This window comes from Butyrivibrio sp. NATIVEDY162 (assembly GCF_045999815.1).
GTDB lineage: Bacteria > Bacillota > Clostridia > Lachnospirales > Lachnospiraceae > Butyrivibrio.
The window spans coordinates 2289246-2304547 of sequence record NZ_CP172573.1 but is presented as its reverse complement, the minus strand read 5'-3'; the positions used below and the strand labels follow the sequence as shown (position 1 = coordinate 2304547).

Sequence of the window (15302 nt, the reverse complement as noted above, 5' to 3'; positions counted from 1 at the left end):
ATCTTAACCCGGCGAAGTGCTTGTTAATGCGGAAATATGTGATAGAATAAGCATTGTGATTAAAACATGATGGAGGGAAATCAAAGACAATTTCTTTTCCTAAGAAAATGCGTAGAAAGAAAGTCTTCGTAAGAATAAGAACCTACGCAAATAGCGCAGGTGTTAAGGTTTACTCAGCATGGAGCAAGGTGGCATCCATGAAGTCTAAGAAATAAGCTGACCTAAGGTGACTAAAATCGAAGAACCTGGTGGTTTTACTATTTATGTTCTCATGAAATCTGCAGATAGTGCGGATTTCTGAAATATAATTCAAAATACTATATAAGTGTTTTAGGAGGGAATTTAAAAATGAAATTAACAAAAAGAATTGTATCTTTTCTTTTGGCATTTACCCTTGTTATGGGAATCTGCCAGTTTGAGGCTCCGATGAGAGCAAGTGCTGCAGTTTCTGTAGTGAATCTTACTGCAAATGGTGCATTTGTTGATGGAACAATTACTGATAGTGAGAATTATGATCTATACAGAGTTTCAGTACCGGCTACCGGATTTCTTAAGGTTACGATTCACTCTGAAGGTGGTAACAAGGGACTTAATTCCAGTTGGGTTAACATTTGTCCTGCCGATGATCTGGATAATAAGTATCCAGATTCCTTTAGCATAGGCGCTTCTGTCCTTGACAAATCAGGAACCGCTGCGTTGGTTGCAGGTACATATATGATACAGATTTTGCCTGTTACAAATGAAGATAAGGGAGCATATAAACTTAAGGCAAGCTTTGAAGCAGCAGGAAATAACGAGACAGAGCCAAACAATGATTTCTCAAAAGCAATGACTCTTGCTGAAAAGCAGACTGTGACAGGCTTTATTTGCGAAGATGATACACGTGACTTCTATCAGTTCAGCATTCCGTCTGATACTAATGTAAGAATCAATTATAATGCTATGCTTAAGGGAACCTTTGCTTTGCTTGACAGCGAGTACAACGAACTTGAGAAAAATGAACCTTATGGAAGCAAAGAGGAACCCAAGACTGAGAAGATAGAAAAGAAGCTTTCAGCAGGAACTTACTATATCAGAGTAGAAAAAGGATATTCAGACGGACTCTATACTCTTAGCTGGACTTCTTATGTTGAGAAATCAAAGACTTTGAAGAAAGTATCCTTTGAGAATGTTTCAGTAAAGAAAAAGAAGATCACTGTAAAATGGAAGAAGCAGAAGGATGCTAAGAAGTACGAGATCCAGCTTGCAACAGACAAAAAATTCACTAAGAATCTTGTTGTAAAGACAGTAAGCGGCAAGAAAAAGAGTCTTACTGTAAAGAACAATAAAAAAGGTAAGGTTTATATTAGAATTCGAGGTATCGACAGCAAAGGTGCTGTAGGTGCATGGAGTAAAGTAAAGACCGTAAAGGTTAAATAAAAAAACTATAATGACGCTAATTGTTTACAAAGCCCTTAAATAATGGTATATTTTATCTGTTGTTAGTAGTTATTATTTCATTTATTGTTGTTCGTAGAGCCTTGGATTTTTCCAGGGCTTTTATTATTTGCAAAGAGTCATTGCTCTTAAAAACAAGAAGAGCTATGGCTCTTTTTATATATATCTAACTTATGAAACAGGCAAAGCCTGATCATATAAAGCACTTAACTTAAATCAAGTATAAGAAAAGGAGAAATCACAAATGGCAAAGAAACTTATTTCATTTAATTTTAACGGAGATTTTGTACCGGAGCTTGAAACTCTATCAAAGAGCTATCCTCTTTCAGAGGTGAGCACCACTTATTGTACAACAGCGCCTTCGAGAATGAAGGAATACAGTACAGACACCTATCTGGCAGAAGCAATTGCAAACTATCTTGGCAGCATAAGTACAATGCACCTGTTCGTTGGCAAAACTGCGAAAAACGAGTATGTTGCAGAGTATAAAAGAGCTGACAAGGATGAGACCCAGATCTGTATTGGTCAGATAAAGGACGGTCAGTTCCAGTTTAAGGCAGGAATCATATCTGAAACCGGGCTCCTTAGCCAATATGTAGACGGGCATAAGGGAACCATGTTTGCTATGGCGATGTTTCCCGAGATTGCAAAGGACTCTGAAGCCATGAGCTTTATAGACATTCTGAAAAACTATGATGTTTCTGATGAAAATTACTCAAAGAGCATGTGCGGTCTTTCAAACAATATGTACTACAGGCTTAAGGATGAGAAGTCCACATCTCCTGTCAGATATGAGCAGGAGCCAAAAAAGCTATCCCAGGCTGATATTGATGCAGTCAAGGTCAGCAGAGTCTTCTGTGGTGAAGCAAAGATATTCAACAGGACAGCACCGACTACTTCTGAGGATTTTGATGAAGAGATCAGTTCAACTGTTTCGACATCGACGCTGCGTGACATGTTTCCGCTTGATGAGGGGCGCGTTCTTTCAGCAGAGGAAGAAGCAAGAGTCCCTAACCTTGGAGACTGGTACGTTGTACCTGAATGGAGCATGAAAACTGCCAAGAGGATTGCTGCATCGAACCGTTTCAGGAAATCCATAAGAAATATTCTTTTGTATGGACCATCCGGAACCGGTAAGACAGAAGGCTCACAGGCAATTGCAGAAATGCTCGGGCTTCCCTATTACACTCAGACCTGCAGTCCTGATGATGATAAGTTTGACATCTTGGGGCAGCTTATACCAAATACAGGTAAGGGTAAGACAGGAAATTCAGACGAGGCTTGCAAGAGTCTTGATATCCCTACATTCAGTGATGTTGAGAATGATTTCAAGGCATCATTTATGAAGCTCTTTGGCAAGGAACCGGGGAAACTCGATTCGGAATCTGACTGCTACTAGGAAATTACAAAAAGACTTCTTGAAAAGAACGCCGATGAGGAAAATGACTTCGTATATGTAGAGTCAGAGCTCATCCAGGCGATCAAGAACGGAGGCTTCTGCGAGATTCAGGAGGCAAATATTATTAAACGTTCATCTGTCATGGAGGCACTAAATCCGCTTCTTGCAGGAGGCGGCAAGGACAGTTTTATCAAGCTTCCAACAGGAGAAGTTATCACAAGACATCCAGATTGCGTGATTGCATTTACGGTAAACAGGGAGTATGAGGATTGTAACGACCTTCAGGAAGCTGTTTACTCAAGGATCAATCTTATAAAGCAGATACCGGAACCGACTGAGGACGAACTTTTTACGCGAACAAAGGCACAGACGGGATTCGACAACACAGCTCTTCTCAAAAAAATGGCAAAATGTGTCGTTGATATTCATCAGTACTGCCGCGAAAAGGACATTACGGGCGGTGTATGTGGTCCAAGAGAACTTATCGACTGGGCTCAGGATTCAATCCTGGAATCAGAAGACAGGGGAGAGGACAAAGTCTCAGAAAAAGCAGTGATAGCTGCAGCCCTTGAAACAGTTCTCGAAAAGGTTGCCCAGAATGAGGATGACATTGAAGATGTCATTGCCGGAGTCTTTAACAAGCACTTCAGCCCATCTACTGTAAACAGTATAAGGCAGAAGAAATAATAGCAACAGCTCTTCCCAAAGCTAATAAGACAAAAAGGGAAGAGCTGTATCTTTTCTCTTTTTGCTTAATAGAATCTGTAAAACTTGAGGTTCTTTTAGTTTCTATAGGTTACAACTTATATAAATATCACAATAAAAAGATGCGTCTCCAAGAAGCGGCCTAAACATAAAAAGCTTGTAGTTCTTGGGGAAAGAGGTATTATACACTTTTTTCCATAAAATGAATAGTCTCGCATAAAAAATAGCAATAAAAGGGAGCTGGAAAAAATGATTTCTCATTTTTCACACCGCCTTATTAGTACTCTGAATCCAGATCTGATAATTCTTGTTGCAGCTCTTCCATCTTTTTTTTGATTTTTTCCTTTTTCCGTTCACGCAAAAGATCATCTGTCTCTTTTGCTATGTCTTTAGGGAAATTCCATTTCCATAGATCATAGGTATGTAATATAGTTGCGCGTTCATCTTCGGATTTAGCTGCGTTAAGAGCTGCCTGGATTTTTTGCTTTTCTTTATCCCACTCTTTGAGATATTCGTTCATGTCATGTAGGGCATCATCTTCAAAAGAAAGAGTTATTTTGCCATCTTCATTTTGTATTTGTAAATTGAAATCTCTTTCCATCTCAAAAAGGGCTCGCATTACACCAAAATAAGTTTCAATGTCGGGATCAAGAAGCGCAGTGGGTTCCACGTCTAAAGCATATGCAATTTTCTTTAGCATATCTATTTTGGGTTTACGGACGCCATTTTCATATTTTTGTATTCTATCGCCAGTTAAATCTACTAATGATCCTAGTGAGGCTTGTGTCATATTTTGTGATTCTCTTATCCTTCTGATGCGCTTTCCCAGTCTTTCTGCAACGCGTTTTTCATAAAAATCTGCTTCATTAGGTCCAAGCGGATTGTGTATTATTCTCATAAATAAAATATCTCCATAAATAATCAAATGTGTGTAGCTTGTAATTCAATGATATCACAAGAATTGTGCATGCGAAAAGTACAAAAAGGTGCGTTATAAGAATGGTATTAACAAGTACAAAATAGTGCTTGCTTAACGCACAGTAAAATGATATGGTATTTATAGCACAAATATGTACTTGGTTATAGCACAAAGGAGGCGCATATGGAAAATAATAATGCTTTAGCAGAGTATGGCGATATTCTTCTTCCTGAAGATGTTCAGAAAATATTACAAACTGGGCGAAACACAGTATATCACTACTTGGCTGAAGGTAAGATTCGTTCCCTTAGAATAGCTGGTAAATACCGCATACCTAAGCTTTATCTGTTGGAATTTATGTATCCAGATAAAGACTTTATGGACAAGGAGGATTAATAATGGCCAGACCAAGGAAGGATGGGCGCAGGGCTGAAGGTATTTATGGCAAGCATGGAAGTCTGTATATTGTAACCTGCCAAAAGAGAATAGATGCCGGTGTTACAAAATATGACAGAATCTGGCAGTCAACAGGACTTGCTGATACTCCTGAAAATGTCAAAATAGCATCAGAAGCACGGTTGAAGCAGGCATCTTCTAAGTCTGTCCGTTATGTTGACAAGAATATTATTCTTTCAGATTACATAGATATCTATTTGAGCCAAAAGGAACGAGATATTGCAGATACGACATTCTCTGCATACGTCTATAGAGCGAACCGTATAAAGCGGCATATGGGTTCTATAAAAGTAAAGGACGTAAAAAAGGAATCAGTTGAGGTGTTCCTGGATGCGCTATTTACGGAAGATAATATGCAACCAAGGACGGTCAAGGATACAAAGGTATTTCTGACAAGTATTCTTGATCAAGCGGTAAATGATGGACTAATTGCTTGGAATCCAGCTGAGAAAGCTAAAATAAATAAGAAATTATCTGATAAACACGCAAAGTCTAAAAATGATGATGATGATTTCTTTTCTTATGACGAAGTGCAGTTGTTTCTGAAGAAGACTAAGGGGCATAAACTACGTAATCTGTTTTACTTCACTGTTGTATTAGGTCTTAGACGTGAAGAAGTGTTAGGTCTTCGTTGGTCGGCAGTGGATTTAAAGAGAAAAAAACTAGTAATAAATCATACTGTGACCAGAGGACTAACCGTCAATCGTATAAATGCTACAAAGACAGCATCAAGCAGAAGAACCTATCCTCTGAAGCATCAACAAATTGCAATATTGCAAAAAATAAAAGCTGAGGAGGAAAACAATCGTAAACTCTGTGGCAATGGATATTATGAAAGCGACTACATCTTTAAGCATGAGGATGGAACACTATACTATCCTGACTATCCGTCAAAGGAATTCAGAAAGGTGCTGAAATCTATACCGGAACTACCTCAAGGAGTAACTTTACACGGGTTAAGAAAGTCTTGTGTATCACTATTAGTTCATGATGGGATGGATATAAAGAGAATTCAGTCATTTGTAGGGCATAAAGACGTAGATACAACACTGAGGATATATGCAAAGGTTAAAGATAAAGAATCAAAACTATCATGTATGGATACGATGGATGATCTGATAGATCTGGATGATTTCTTAGAATAAAAAAGTACATATAAAAATAGGAAGATTTACAAGGCTTATTCCGATTCAGGGGAATTAATTTGATAATAAACGAAAATTGTTAGACATTTGTTAGACAAAAGGCATAAAAGAATCGGGGTGACAGGATTCGAACCTGCGGCCTCGTCGTCCCGAACGACGCGCTCTACCAAGCTGAGCCACACCCCGTGGTAAAAAATAATGAGTCGGAAAATCAGTTTCTAGCGCAACGTCCCGAACGTAGCGCTCTACCAAACTGAGCCACACCCCGATATGTGTTACAAAAGAGAAAAACTTTCGCAGCACACATGATATTACAATTAATTATAGGCGTTTGTCAATAGGGCGGTGTGCCAAATATTGATATTTAGCTATTTGCCCTATGAATTGGCAAATAAAGACAGGATAATCAGGACTTTATGTCTTTATACAGACCAATTCTGAAGATTATCAGAGCTACAGCAGTTGTAATAATATCTGATATAGCCTGGGCAATGATTACTCCTTCCAGATTCATGAGAGTTGAACATACAACAATTACAGGAAGATATATGAGTCCCTGTCTGCAGGCAGAGAGCAAAAAAGCGCTAAGTGCTTTTCCAGTTGACTGGAAGGTGCAGATGAATATCAGGCATATAGCCATAAGAGGCATTCCAAGGAGCTGAATTCTAAGTATATGAATGCCCAAATTGATAAGGGGTTCTTCCTTAAGAAAACCGGATACAATTGGATTAGCGAACAGGGATAGAACAATCAGTATAAAAGTAGCAGTTCCTGCTGTTACAGCGATACCGAATTTCATAATACTTCTGACACGCTTCATGTTGCGGGCACCGTAATTGTAGCCTATAAGGGGCTGCCCTCCAAATGACAGGCCTACTATGACAAGTACAGCAATATTGACAATTTTTAAAACTATACCCATAACTGCTATATTGTCATTTCCATAAGGCTGAAGGAAACGGTTTGTAAGGGTAATTCCGACAGTCTGCATCAGATTTGTTATGCTTGAAGGAAGACCTATAACAAGGATTTCACCAAGTGAAGGGAAGTCAGGCTTAAAGTGAGCTGGGGAAAGAGTCAGTACCTTGCTCTTTTTATTTATGAAAATTACAAAGAACAGACAGGTTGAAATCTGTCCTATTACCGTAGCCATGGCAGCTCCTGCCGCACCAAAGCCAAGAAGAAAGATAAATATGGGATCAAGGATTATGTTGATAACAGTACCTATGACAGAGCCAATCATTGATGCCATGGCAGCGCCTTCTGTTCTTAAGAGGTTTGACGGAACCAGTGAAAAAATAACAAATGTAGAACCAAATACAAGCCATGTGTAATACTGTGAAGCATATCCATATGTCTGCTCTGTAGCACCAAGAAGATAGAGTACATTTTTCCTGAAAATGAGCATGAATATTGTAAATACTATTCCTGTAATAATAGAACAGTAGAAACAAAAAGTACTTCTGTCAGATGATTTTTCAGTGTCACCACCGCCAAGAAGTCTTGATATTACTGAGCTTCCACCGATACCGAAAATATCTCCTATCGCAAGAAGGAGTGTAAAAAGCGGAGCACAGATGGATATTCCGGCTATCAGGTCGGTATTGCCGGTAAGTGCTATAAAATATGTATCAACAAGATTGTAAATGAGAGTTACGATCATGCCCATTACAACAGGAAGAGCCATTTTCATATAGGCTTTTGGTATAGGTGCTTTCTCAAATAATTCGTTTTCCATGATTACCTCGTAAAATAAAAAACCACAATCCTGAACTGGGATTGTGGATGTCCGAACCGTGGCGGTTAAAAAATCGCCCTACTACATAATTAAACTTGTAACAACATACCATTAAAAGTTAAGATTGTCAAAACATCAGGTGGAATATGCTATTATGTTATGTAAAGAAATATCAGTTATGGGCTGCATAGTAGAGGCAGCTTTTGAGAGGAAAAAGAAATGAGCGAATATGCAAAGGTAATACTTAAGAAAGGTGAAGGCCGTACAATAAAGGCAGGAGGAGCCTGGGTTTTTGATAATGAGATAAACAGAGTTGAGGGAAAATTTGAAAATGGAGAAATAGTCGAGGTCCATGATCATGATGATTATTTCATGGGGTATGGATTTATTAATTCCAATTCCAAAATTCGTGTGAGGATGATGTCCAGACGCAAGGAACATCCTGTTAACGATGAACTGCTTGAGGTGAGAGTACGAAATGCCTGGGAGTACAGAAAGGCAGTAATGTGCCCTGAGATATATGGTTATGAGAGTATTCTTGATATTCCTGAAAAGAGAGCACATAAAGAGGAGAGTAGAACAAAAAGATTACAAGAGCTTTCCTGCAGGATGATATTTGGTGAAGCTGATTTTTTGCCGGGAATAACTATTGATAAGTTTTCAGACGTGCTTGTAATAGAGTCGCTGGCGCTGGGAACCGATCTTATGAAGGGCAGGATTCTTGATATATGTAAAAAGGTTCTGTCGGAGGATGGCATAACAGTCCGCGGTATTTATGAAAGAAGCGACGCAAAGGTGCGAGAGCAGGAAGGACTTGAGAGAATCAAAGGATTCATCGGAGAGCCCTTTGATACGAAGGTCCTGATTGAAGAAAATGGCGTAAAGTATTACGTTGATGTTGAAAATGGTCAGAAAACCGGATTTTTCCTTGATCAGAAGAACAACAGAAGAGCAATAGCATCTCTTTGCAGAGGCAAAAAGGTTCTGGACTGTTTTACCCATACAGGTTCATTTGGCCTAAATTGTGCAAAAGCAGGAGCTGAAGAGGTTCTTTCTGTGGACGCTTCTGAGCTTGGCTGCGAGCAGGCTAATGAGAATGCAAGATTAAATGGACTGGAAAATGTTATCAGTTTTAAATGTGCGGATGTATTTGAACTGTTGCCGGAGCTGGAGAAGCAGGGAGAGTCATATGACGTTGTGATTCTGGATCCTCCTGCATTTACCAAGTCAAGAGCATCTATCAAAAAAGCTGTAACCGGATACCGTGAGATCAATATTCGAGGCATGAAGCTTGTGAAAAACGGCGGATTTCTTGCTACATGCTCCTGCTCTCATTTTATGGATGAGGAGTTGTTTGCCAAAACAATAAGAGAAGCAGCACGCAGCGCACATAAGCAGATAAGGCAGGTTGAGTTCAGGCAGCAGGCAGCAGACCATCCTATTTTGTGGTCAAATGATGCTTCGTATTATCTAAAGTTCTACATCTTCCAGGTGTGCGATGAGATGTGATCTGTGAAAATAGGCTAAAATAATAATGCGCTAAAACAAATGGAGACGTATGCACTAACCGACAAAAAACCATCCCGGAAAAATAATCCGAGATGGTTTTATTTTTTTAGTAAATGAATATGCTTAGAATTTTACAACTCTGGGTGCATCAGTAAATGAAGAGAAGGTAGCAGTTGCATTTTTGAAGTAAAGAACCTCTGTGTTGTCATCTTCTGCAGAGTACATTCCCTGAAGAGAAGGATATGCATCAAGCATATGCTTCTTAGCTTCAACTCTGTCATCGCGAACAAGCTCTCCTGCAACTCGAACCCATTTGCCTTCTGTGAATCCGCAGATTTCAACCTTAGGATTCTTCTGAATTTGCTTGGATACTTCTTTTACTTTTCCAGTCTGAATATAAAGCTTATCTTCGAAAATATCTACAGTACCAAAGGGACGAACTCTGGGCTGATCACCTTCAACAGTTGCTAAATAATAAGTGTTGCACTTTTTTAAAAACTCATAAACTTCCTGCATGTTATGCCTCCTTCAAAATAGATTGTATAAAATATATTATAAGCCGAAGAAATATTAAAAACAAGCTATCATATCAGAATAAAGATAATGTATAATCAATTTATGATACAGGATATTTTACCGAAAAAATTTAAGAACGAGTATAAGAGAGTACTTCCTGAGCCCCGCGATATTGTTTTGGCATTTCGGGGAAGGGAAGTTTTATGCGCTTTAGGGGATAATGGAGCTGTTGGATTTCCTCGGGCAGAAGAAATAAAAATAGATAAAAATAAACTGATTTATCTTTTTGAGATAGATGAGGACAGATTTTTCTTAGTTAATATTGATTACAGTTTTGATGAACAAAATATATCTGAGAATAAAAATCCGGAGAAATTTTATCAGTATGAAGACATTAGGGTCTTAAGAAAGGCAAATCCGGGATATTTGTGTTATGCAGGAATGACAGCTTATCATCTTTATATGTGGTATCGGGATAATAAATTCTGTGGAAGATGTGGAAAGAACACCGAAATCTATGATGTTGAAAGAGCGTTAAAGTGTCCTGTCTGTGGAAACATCATTTACCCAAAGATAGCACCTGCAGTAATAGTTGGTGTTACCAACGGAACCAAAATATTGATGACAAGGTATGCAGGCAGACCTTATAAAGGTAATGCTCTTATCGCAGGTTTTTGCGAAATAGGAGAAACTGCGGAAGATACTGTAAGACGAGAGGTTTTGGAGGAAGTTGGAGTTAGGGTAAAAAATATAAGATATTTTGGAAGTCAGCCATGGGGGTTTGACTCTAACCTTCTGCTGGGATATTTCTGCGAGCTTGATGGGAGTGATGAGATAAAACTTGATAAAAATGAGCTCGCTATAGCAGAGTGGGTTGAGAGGCATGACATAGGAGAAGAAGCCAAAAACTTAAGCCTCACAGGTACAATGATGATGTATTTTAAGGAAAATCCTGCTTTTTTTAGTTAATAATCTGCAACTGTATTCGAATTGTTTTATGGGGGGTAAGAGATGGATGATCAGATGAAGAAAATCGGAAGACAGATGGCTATAAGAATGGGAATTCTGATGAGTTTTTGCCTTTCTTTGGTAGGAACGCTCACGTCAGGGCATTTTACGATTCCGGGCTTTGTTGTCAGCTTTATAATCAGCTCTGTTATCAGTCTGATAATATGCTTAGTAATTCCCGTAGGTAAAATTACATTTGTTCTTTGCAACAAACTGGGACTTAAGAGAGAAACTATTGGCGCCAGAGTGTTTGAGAGCCTGATTTCAGATATTATTTTTACTCCGGTTATGACGTTTGCAATGGTTGGCCTGGCATACTTTATGGCTTTAAAACAAAGTGGAGGAATGGCACAGATATCTTTTGGGCCAATGTTTCTAAAATCATTATTCATATGCTTTGTTGTAGGTTTTTTTCTGATATTTATTTTTCAGCCAATGTTCTTAAAGCACCTTATGAAAAAGAATGGTATAACGAATCCCAAGGAATAATTATAGATAAAGGATATAGTAAAAATGAATCAAAAAGAGCGCATGCTTGCAAACTTACCTTACAAGGCCTGGATGGACGGTCTTGGTGAGGAGAGAATGGAAACTAAGAAGAAAATTTATAAGTTTAATAATCTGGAACCTGAAAAGCAGGATGAAAAGAATATTCTTATAAAGGACATTCTTGGCAAGACAGGAGAGAATGTAAATATTGAAGCGCCTTTTCATTGTGATTATGGTTATAACATTGAAGTGGGTGAAAACTTTTTTGCAAACTATAATCTGGTGATTCTGGATGTTGCCAGAGTCAAGATAGGCGATAATGCACAGATTGCGCCGAATGTATCTATATACACCGCCGGGCATCCAATTCACCCGGATTCTCGTAACTCAGGCTATGAATACGGAATTGACGTGACAATTGGAGATAATGTATGGATAGGCGGTAATTCCTGCATCATGCCCGGAGTAACTATCGGTAACAATGTGGTTATTGGCGCTGGTAGCGTAGTGACAAAGGATCTACCTGACAATGTCATAGCGGTAGGTAATCCATGCAGAATAGTCAGAAAAATAACTGAGGAAGACCAGGACTACTACTTCAAAGACAGGAAGTTTGATGTGGATGATTACAGATAAGATACAATTATTAAAAGGAATTCCTTCTGTGATGTTGACTTAACCGTTTTTGATGGCAATAAATCGCTTTTGAAATATGTGTATGACGGAAATATGATCTATATGTATCTTGAGAAAAATGACCAATTAAGAGGAACTGGTCATCCGGAATCACTCACTTTTAGTATTCCGTGCATATGGAAAAAGCAGTACCTTTCCGGCAAAGGTGTTGCTACTTTGTATTATCGCAATACTAGAGAGTATGACAACTTAATAGCGTCAACGCCAATTCTTAAAAAACATGAAAATGAGATAAGAAACAGCAATCACATTATCAGCTTTGAGCTCGATAAGGATAATACTAAGCTTGAAAACTATTACTACAGAACCACTTACCTATACTATGATACAGCTAGCAATCCTGAAACTGTACTTTCTGAGTAATACAACAGGCAAATTAATTTAAACAAAAATATCAATAGTAAGCCCCCCAGGTGATTTGGCCTGGGGGGTCTATGCAATAAAAAAGGACATCCAACTGAACAATGTCATTAAGATAAGATGACATTGCTGATGCGTCGGGTTCTTTTTTGTGTCAAAAATCACAAGTATTCTGTTGGTTATATCATACGAATGAAGGTGATATAACCAACAGACATTAAATTCGTAAAACAAAGAGTTATTTATAAAACTGAAATGCATATAATAAGCCCAACATAGAAACTCCGTCCTTGGTTTCATTATTTTTTAGCATCTCAAGCACTCGTTCTTTTGGAAGCCACTTTTTGTATGCAACTTCATCAGTATCGAATAGCGAGCCTTCCGTATCTACTCGGGCCGCAAAGCAGTGGCACATACAGTCTGACATACCATTTGCAGGATTTTGAGAACAAAGAAAACTTACGTCCTTTAAAGAACAGCCTGTTTCTTCAATACATTCTCTTCTTGCAGCTTCTTCCGGGCTTTCGCCTTCTTCGATTTTACCGGCTGGGATTTCCCATTCAAGTCTTCCAACAGTATATCTTCTGTGGCGAATAAGCAGCACTTCATCTTTTTCATTAAAAATCGTCACACAAACAGCTTCCTTTGGATAATGCACCTGATGGTACTTTTCAATGATATAGCCACTTGGAAGTTTTACCTTGTCAGCGTACAAACATACAAAATCACTTTCATATATTACTTTTCTATCAAGCCTTTCAGGCATAATTATATTTTCCATATTGTCCTTTCCGATTTACTTTATCCTATGAATCCTACTTATTCTTTCACAGGTTCCTCAATCTATCACATCAACAATCTTCATTTCAGTTACAGCTTACCGGTGGTTTCCAGGGTTTAGGACAGAGAAGTGTAGTTCTGCCTATATCCGGAAGAACATCATATATAGAACATCCCATACGAACTTCAAAATCTTCTTTAATCTTGAAGGCAATCTCCCAACCTTTAATATAGCCTTCCATAATTCCGTATCGTCTTGTAACATCAACAAATCTTTTTTCCAGAATTACAAAACCATAATCTGTGGCAAGCGAATCACAGAGCTGGATCAGCTTGTCATAATCATTCGGCTTACCACAATTTATTATGTAATCTTTGATAGCCTTCTCATGTCCTGTTTCGGGATCGTAGCTAAACTCATTCTGCATGCGAAGATAGGAATGTGTCATGCAAATTCTGGCTGCTTCATCCCATCCTTTTTTCATACAGTACTTATACACTTCATATACGTGAGTAGGAATATCAACAAAACCGAATTTACATCTTCTTCCGATATCATGCAAAAGCCCGAATATATAAGCTTTCTCTGAATCCATATCAGGGATCTTTTGGGCAATGTTACGAGCTGCTATGCCAACATTTTTGGAGTGATCCACCCATGGTCCGGGATTTAAGTTTCTTGCTATTTCTAGCTCTTCCATAGCTTCTTTGGCACTTGGAAACATCTGTTAGTCCTCCTTATCTTGAATATATTCAGGCGCGCACTGAACTTATAACCATGACTTCCTGAATTTCTGAGGAAATTCAATATTCTATGTTATACTCAGATTATAAAAGGTGACGTTACGTAACCTTCAAGCACTATTTTTACTGTATCGGAGAAAACTTTTATGAATAAAAAAGGCTACTATTCATCCGGACAATTTGCCAAAATGGCTCACGTATCCATAAGAACTATAAGGTTTTATGACCAGAAGGGGCTACTTGCGCCATCTTATACAACCGAATCAAGTGCAAGATTTTACACTGATTACGATTTTGCAATTCTGCAGCAGATATTGCTTTTAAAGTACCTGGGATTTTCCCTGGATGAAATAAAAGAAATACCAAATGGTCTGGCTGATAATCATTTCATTCTGAATGCCCTTAAGATGCAGAAAAAGCTGCTTTCAGAAAGAATTGATGAAATGAAAAATGTTGAAGAAGGTGTAAATGCCACCATCAAAGCTTTAGAAAAATCTGCCACTCCCGATTGGAAGCAGATGCTGGAGCTGATTCACATGACTTCAATGGAGAACAGCTTAAAGAGTCAATATCAAAATGCAAGCAACATTTCTGCCAGGATAGAACTTCATAACAAATATTCAACAAATAAACAAAGATGGTTTAATTGGGTATTACAGGAATGTGATATTTCTTCCGGGATGGATATTCTTGAGCTTGGTTGCGGTAATGGAGCATTATGGGCAGAGAACATAGGTGAATTGTCCAAACACAAATATACAGATATTCAAATTACTCTTTCAGATATCTCTGCAGGTATACTGCATGATGCAAAACAGAATATAGAAAGTGCTGTATCAACATGTTCAAACGAACTACGAGACTTAACATTTTCTTACAAAGCATTTGATCTTAATGATATACCATATGAAGATAATTCCTTTGATTTAGTAATTGCGGGGCACGTTCTTTTTTATTGTGACGATATTCATCTTGCATGTAAGGAAATAAGCAGAGTGCTAAAGCCCGGAGGAAGACTTGTTTGCAGCACATATAGTAGTAACCACATGAAAGAAATCAGAGAACTGGTAAAAGATTTTGATGATAGGATCGTGCTTTCTAGCAATGACTTGTATAAAATATTTGGTTTGGAAAATGGTGCTGACATCCTGCGCAGCGTATTTGGAGAAGTGGAGCTGAAAAAATACAAAGATGAAATAATCATTACTGACTCTGGTCCATTAATCGATTATATTTTTTCATGCCACGGCAATCAGAACCACTATCTTCTGAATAGATATGCAGAATTTAAGAATTATATTATGAAAAAGGTAAGTCATGAATTCCACATCACCAAGGATGCTGGGCTATTTATCGCAACTAAACAAAAAGCAAAGTGATAGCAGGTATGGAACTAGGGGA

The 15302-nt window shown here is 38.3% G+C and carries 16 protein-coding genes and 1 tRNA gene; 11 read left to right on the top strand and 6 right to left on the bottom strand.

Annotation, left to right across the window (positions count from 1 at the left end):
- Window positions 1-348: 348 nt before the first annotated feature.
- The 3 genes from ACHCNF_RS10005 (at window position 349) to ACHCNF_RS09995 (ending at window position 3523) form a co-directional block, all read left to right on the top strand.
- Complete coding sequence (locus tag ACHCNF_RS10005; RefSeq protein WP_408069661.1) at window positions 349-1419, top strand: PPC domain-containing protein; 1071 nt, start codon at window positions 349-351, stop codon at window positions 1417-1419.
- 262 nt (window positions 1420-1681) lie between these two features.
- Window positions 1682-2836, top strand: coding sequence for an AAA family ATPase (locus ACHCNF_RS10000; protein ID WP_408069660.1), 1155 nt, complete (start codon window positions 1682-1684; stop codon window positions 2834-2836).
- A 141-nt stretch (window positions 2837-2977) separates the two neighbouring features.
- Window positions 2978-3523, top strand: coding sequence for a hypothetical protein (locus ACHCNF_RS09995; protein ID WP_408069659.1), 546 nt, complete (start codon window positions 2978-2980; stop codon window positions 3521-3523).
- Between the two features lie 295 nt (window positions 3524-3818).
- Here the strand turns inward: ACHCNF_RS09995 and ACHCNF_RS09990 are convergent, their stop codons facing one another.
- Window positions 3819-4439: a helix-turn-helix domain-containing protein gene (locus ACHCNF_RS09990; RefSeq protein WP_408069658.1), complete on the bottom strand. Its 621-nt coding sequence runs from the start codon at window positions 4437-4439 to the stop codon at window positions 3819-3821.
- A gap of 204 nt (window positions 4440-4643) precedes the next feature.
- On the opposite strand from ACHCNF_RS09990, the gene ACHCNF_RS09985 reads away from it, so the two are divergent.
- Entirely contained in the window at window positions 4644-4856 is a 213-nt protein-coding gene (locus ACHCNF_RS09985) for a helix-turn-helix domain-containing protein (protein WP_408069657.1), read from the top strand.
- A gap of 2 nt (window positions 4857-4858) precedes the next feature.
- Window positions 4859-6061 (top strand): tyrosine-type recombinase/integrase, encoded by a 1203-nt coding sequence (locus tag ACHCNF_RS09980; RefSeq protein ID WP_408069656.1) that lies wholly within the window; start codon window positions 4859-4861, stop codon window positions 6059-6061.
- A gap of 112 nt (window positions 6062-6173) precedes the next feature.
- Here the strand turns inward: ACHCNF_RS09980 and ACHCNF_RS09975 are convergent.
- A tRNA-Pro gene (locus ACHCNF_RS09975) sits at window positions 6174-6247 on the bottom strand.
- 220 nt (window positions 6248-6467) lie between these two features.
- Window positions 6468-7799: an MATE family efflux transporter gene (locus ACHCNF_RS09970; RefSeq protein WP_408069655.1), complete on the bottom strand. Its 1332-nt coding sequence runs from the start codon at window positions 7797-7799 to the stop codon at window positions 6468-6470.
- Window positions 7800-8018: 219 nt separating this feature from the next.
- Here ACHCNF_RS09970 and ACHCNF_RS09965 point away from each other — a divergent pair, with 219 nt between their 5' ends.
- Window positions 8019-9308 (top strand): class I SAM-dependent rRNA methyltransferase, encoded by a 1290-nt coding sequence (locus ACHCNF_RS09965; protein ID WP_408069654.1) that lies wholly within the window; start codon window positions 8019-8021, stop codon window positions 9306-9308.
- Window positions 9309-9431: 123 nt separating this feature from the next.
- Here ACHCNF_RS09965 and ACHCNF_RS09960 read toward each other — a convergent pair whose 3' ends face one another.
- Window positions 9432-9824 (bottom strand): pyridoxamine 5'-phosphate oxidase family protein, encoded by a 393-nt coding sequence (locus tag ACHCNF_RS09960; protein WP_408069653.1) that lies wholly within the window; start codon window positions 9822-9824, stop codon window positions 9432-9434.
- 87 nt (window positions 9825-9911) lie between these two features.
- On the opposite strand from ACHCNF_RS09960, the gene nudC reads away from it, so the two are divergent.
- From nudC to ACHCNF_RS09940, 4 genes are all read left to right on the top strand, one after another.
- Entirely contained in the window at window positions 9912-10793 is an 882-nt protein-coding gene (gene nudC, locus ACHCNF_RS09955; protein ID WP_408069652.1) for an NAD(+) diphosphatase, read from the top strand.
- 42 nt (window positions 10794-10835) lie between these two features.
- Window positions 10836-11321 (top strand): hypothetical protein, encoded by a 486-nt coding sequence (locus ACHCNF_RS09950; RefSeq protein ID WP_408069651.1) that lies wholly within the window; start codon window positions 10836-10838, stop codon window positions 11319-11321.
- Window positions 11322-11345: 24 nt separating this feature from the next.
- Window positions 11346-11957, top strand: a complete 612-nt coding sequence (locus ACHCNF_RS09945) for a sugar O-acetyltransferase (RefSeq protein WP_408069650.1) — start codon at window positions 11346-11348, stop codon at window positions 11955-11957.
- A gap of 93 nt (window positions 11958-12050) precedes the next feature.
- Window positions 12051-12380 carry a hypothetical protein gene (locus ACHCNF_RS09940; protein WP_408069649.1) on the top strand — a complete coding sequence of 110 codons (330 nt, stop codon included), beginning with the start codon at window positions 12051-12053 and terminating at the stop codon, window positions 12378-12380.
- A 235-nt stretch (window positions 12381-12615) separates the two neighbouring features.
- On the opposite strand, the gene ACHCNF_RS09935 is transcribed toward ACHCNF_RS09940, so the two are convergent.
- Together ACHCNF_RS09935 and ACHCNF_RS09930 are read right to left on the bottom strand one after the other, a co-directional pair.
- Window positions 12616-13158: an NUDIX hydrolase gene (locus tag ACHCNF_RS09935; protein WP_408069648.1), complete on the bottom strand. Its 543-nt coding sequence runs from the start codon at window positions 13156-13158 to the stop codon at window positions 12616-12618.
- A gap of 85 nt (window positions 13159-13243) precedes the next feature.
- Window positions 13244-13882, bottom strand: a complete 639-nt coding sequence (locus tag ACHCNF_RS09930; protein ID WP_408069647.1) for an HDOD domain-containing protein — start codon at window positions 13880-13882, stop codon at window positions 13244-13246.
- A gap of 165 nt (window positions 13883-14047) precedes the next feature.
- On the opposite strand from ACHCNF_RS09930, the gene ACHCNF_RS09925 reads away from it, so the two are divergent.
- Window positions 14048-15280 (top strand): MerR family transcriptional regulator, encoded by a 1233-nt coding sequence (locus tag ACHCNF_RS09925; protein ID WP_408069646.1) that lies wholly within the window; start codon window positions 14048-14050, stop codon window positions 15278-15280.
- Window positions 15281-15302: the final 22 nt, after the last annotated feature.

What these genes read in the sequence shown, in the direction of transcription:
- ACHCNF_RS09945 (WP_408069650.1), top strand. Translation starts at nt 11,346, where the DNA reads ATGAATCAAAAAGAGCGCATGCTTGCAAACTTACCTTACAAGGCCTGG.
- ACHCNF_RS09950 (WP_408069651.1), top strand. Translation starts at nt 10,836, where the DNA reads ATGGATGATCAGATGAAGAAAATCGGAAGACAGATGGCTATAAGAATG.
- ACHCNF_RS09995 (WP_408069659.1), top strand. Translation starts at nt 2,978, where the DNA reads ATGGAGGCACTAAATCCGCTTCTTGCAGGAGGCGGCAAGGACAGTTTT.
- ACHCNF_RS09935 (WP_408069648.1), bottom strand. Translation starts at nt 13,158, where the DNA reads ATGGAAAATATAATTATGCCTGAAAGGCTTGATAGAAAAGTAATATAT.
- ACHCNF_RS09990 (WP_408069658.1), bottom strand. Translation starts at nt 4,439, where the DNA reads ATGAGAATAATACACAATCCGCTTGGACCTAATGAAGCAGATTTTTAT.
- ACHCNF_RS09925 (WP_408069646.1), top strand. Translation starts at nt 14,048, where the DNA reads ATGAATAAAAAAGGCTACTATTCATCCGGACAATTTGCCAAAATGGCT.
- ACHCNF_RS09940 (WP_408069649.1), top strand. Translation starts at nt 12,051, where the DNA reads ATGATCTATATGTATCTTGAGAAAAATGACCAATTAAGAGGAACTGGT.
- ACHCNF_RS09980 (WP_408069656.1), top strand. Translation starts at nt 4,859, where the DNA reads ATGGCCAGACCAAGGAAGGATGGGCGCAGGGCTGAAGGTATTTATGGC.
- ACHCNF_RS09930 (WP_408069647.1), bottom strand. Translation starts at nt 13,882, where the DNA reads ATGTTTCCAAGTGCCAAAGAAGCTATGGAAGAGCTAGAAATAGCAAGA.
- ACHCNF_RS09965 (WP_408069654.1), top strand. Translation starts at nt 8,019, where the DNA reads ATGAGCGAATATGCAAAGGTAATACTTAAGAAAGGTGAAGGCCGTACA.
- ACHCNF_RS09960 (WP_408069653.1), bottom strand. Translation starts at nt 9,824, where the DNA reads ATGCAGGAAGTTTATGAGTTTTTAAAAAAGTGCAACACTTATTATTTA.
- ACHCNF_RS10000 (WP_408069660.1), top strand. Translation starts at nt 1,682, where the DNA reads ATGGCAAAGAAACTTATTTCATTTAATTTTAACGGAGATTTTGTACCG.
- ACHCNF_RS09985 (WP_408069657.1), top strand. Translation starts at nt 4,644, where the DNA reads ATGGAAAATAATAATGCTTTAGCAGAGTATGGCGATATTCTTCTTCCT.
- ACHCNF_RS09970 (WP_408069655.1), bottom strand. Translation starts at nt 7,799, where the DNA reads ATGGAAAACGAATTATTTGAGAAAGCACCTATACCAAAAGCCTATATG.
- ACHCNF_RS10005 (WP_408069661.1), top strand. Translation starts at nt 349, where the DNA reads ATGAAATTAACAAAAAGAATTGTATCTTTTCTTTTGGCATTTACCCTT.
- nudC (WP_408069652.1), top strand. Translation starts at nt 9,912, where the DNA reads ATGTATAATCAATTTATGATACAGGATATTTTACCGAAAAAATTTAAG.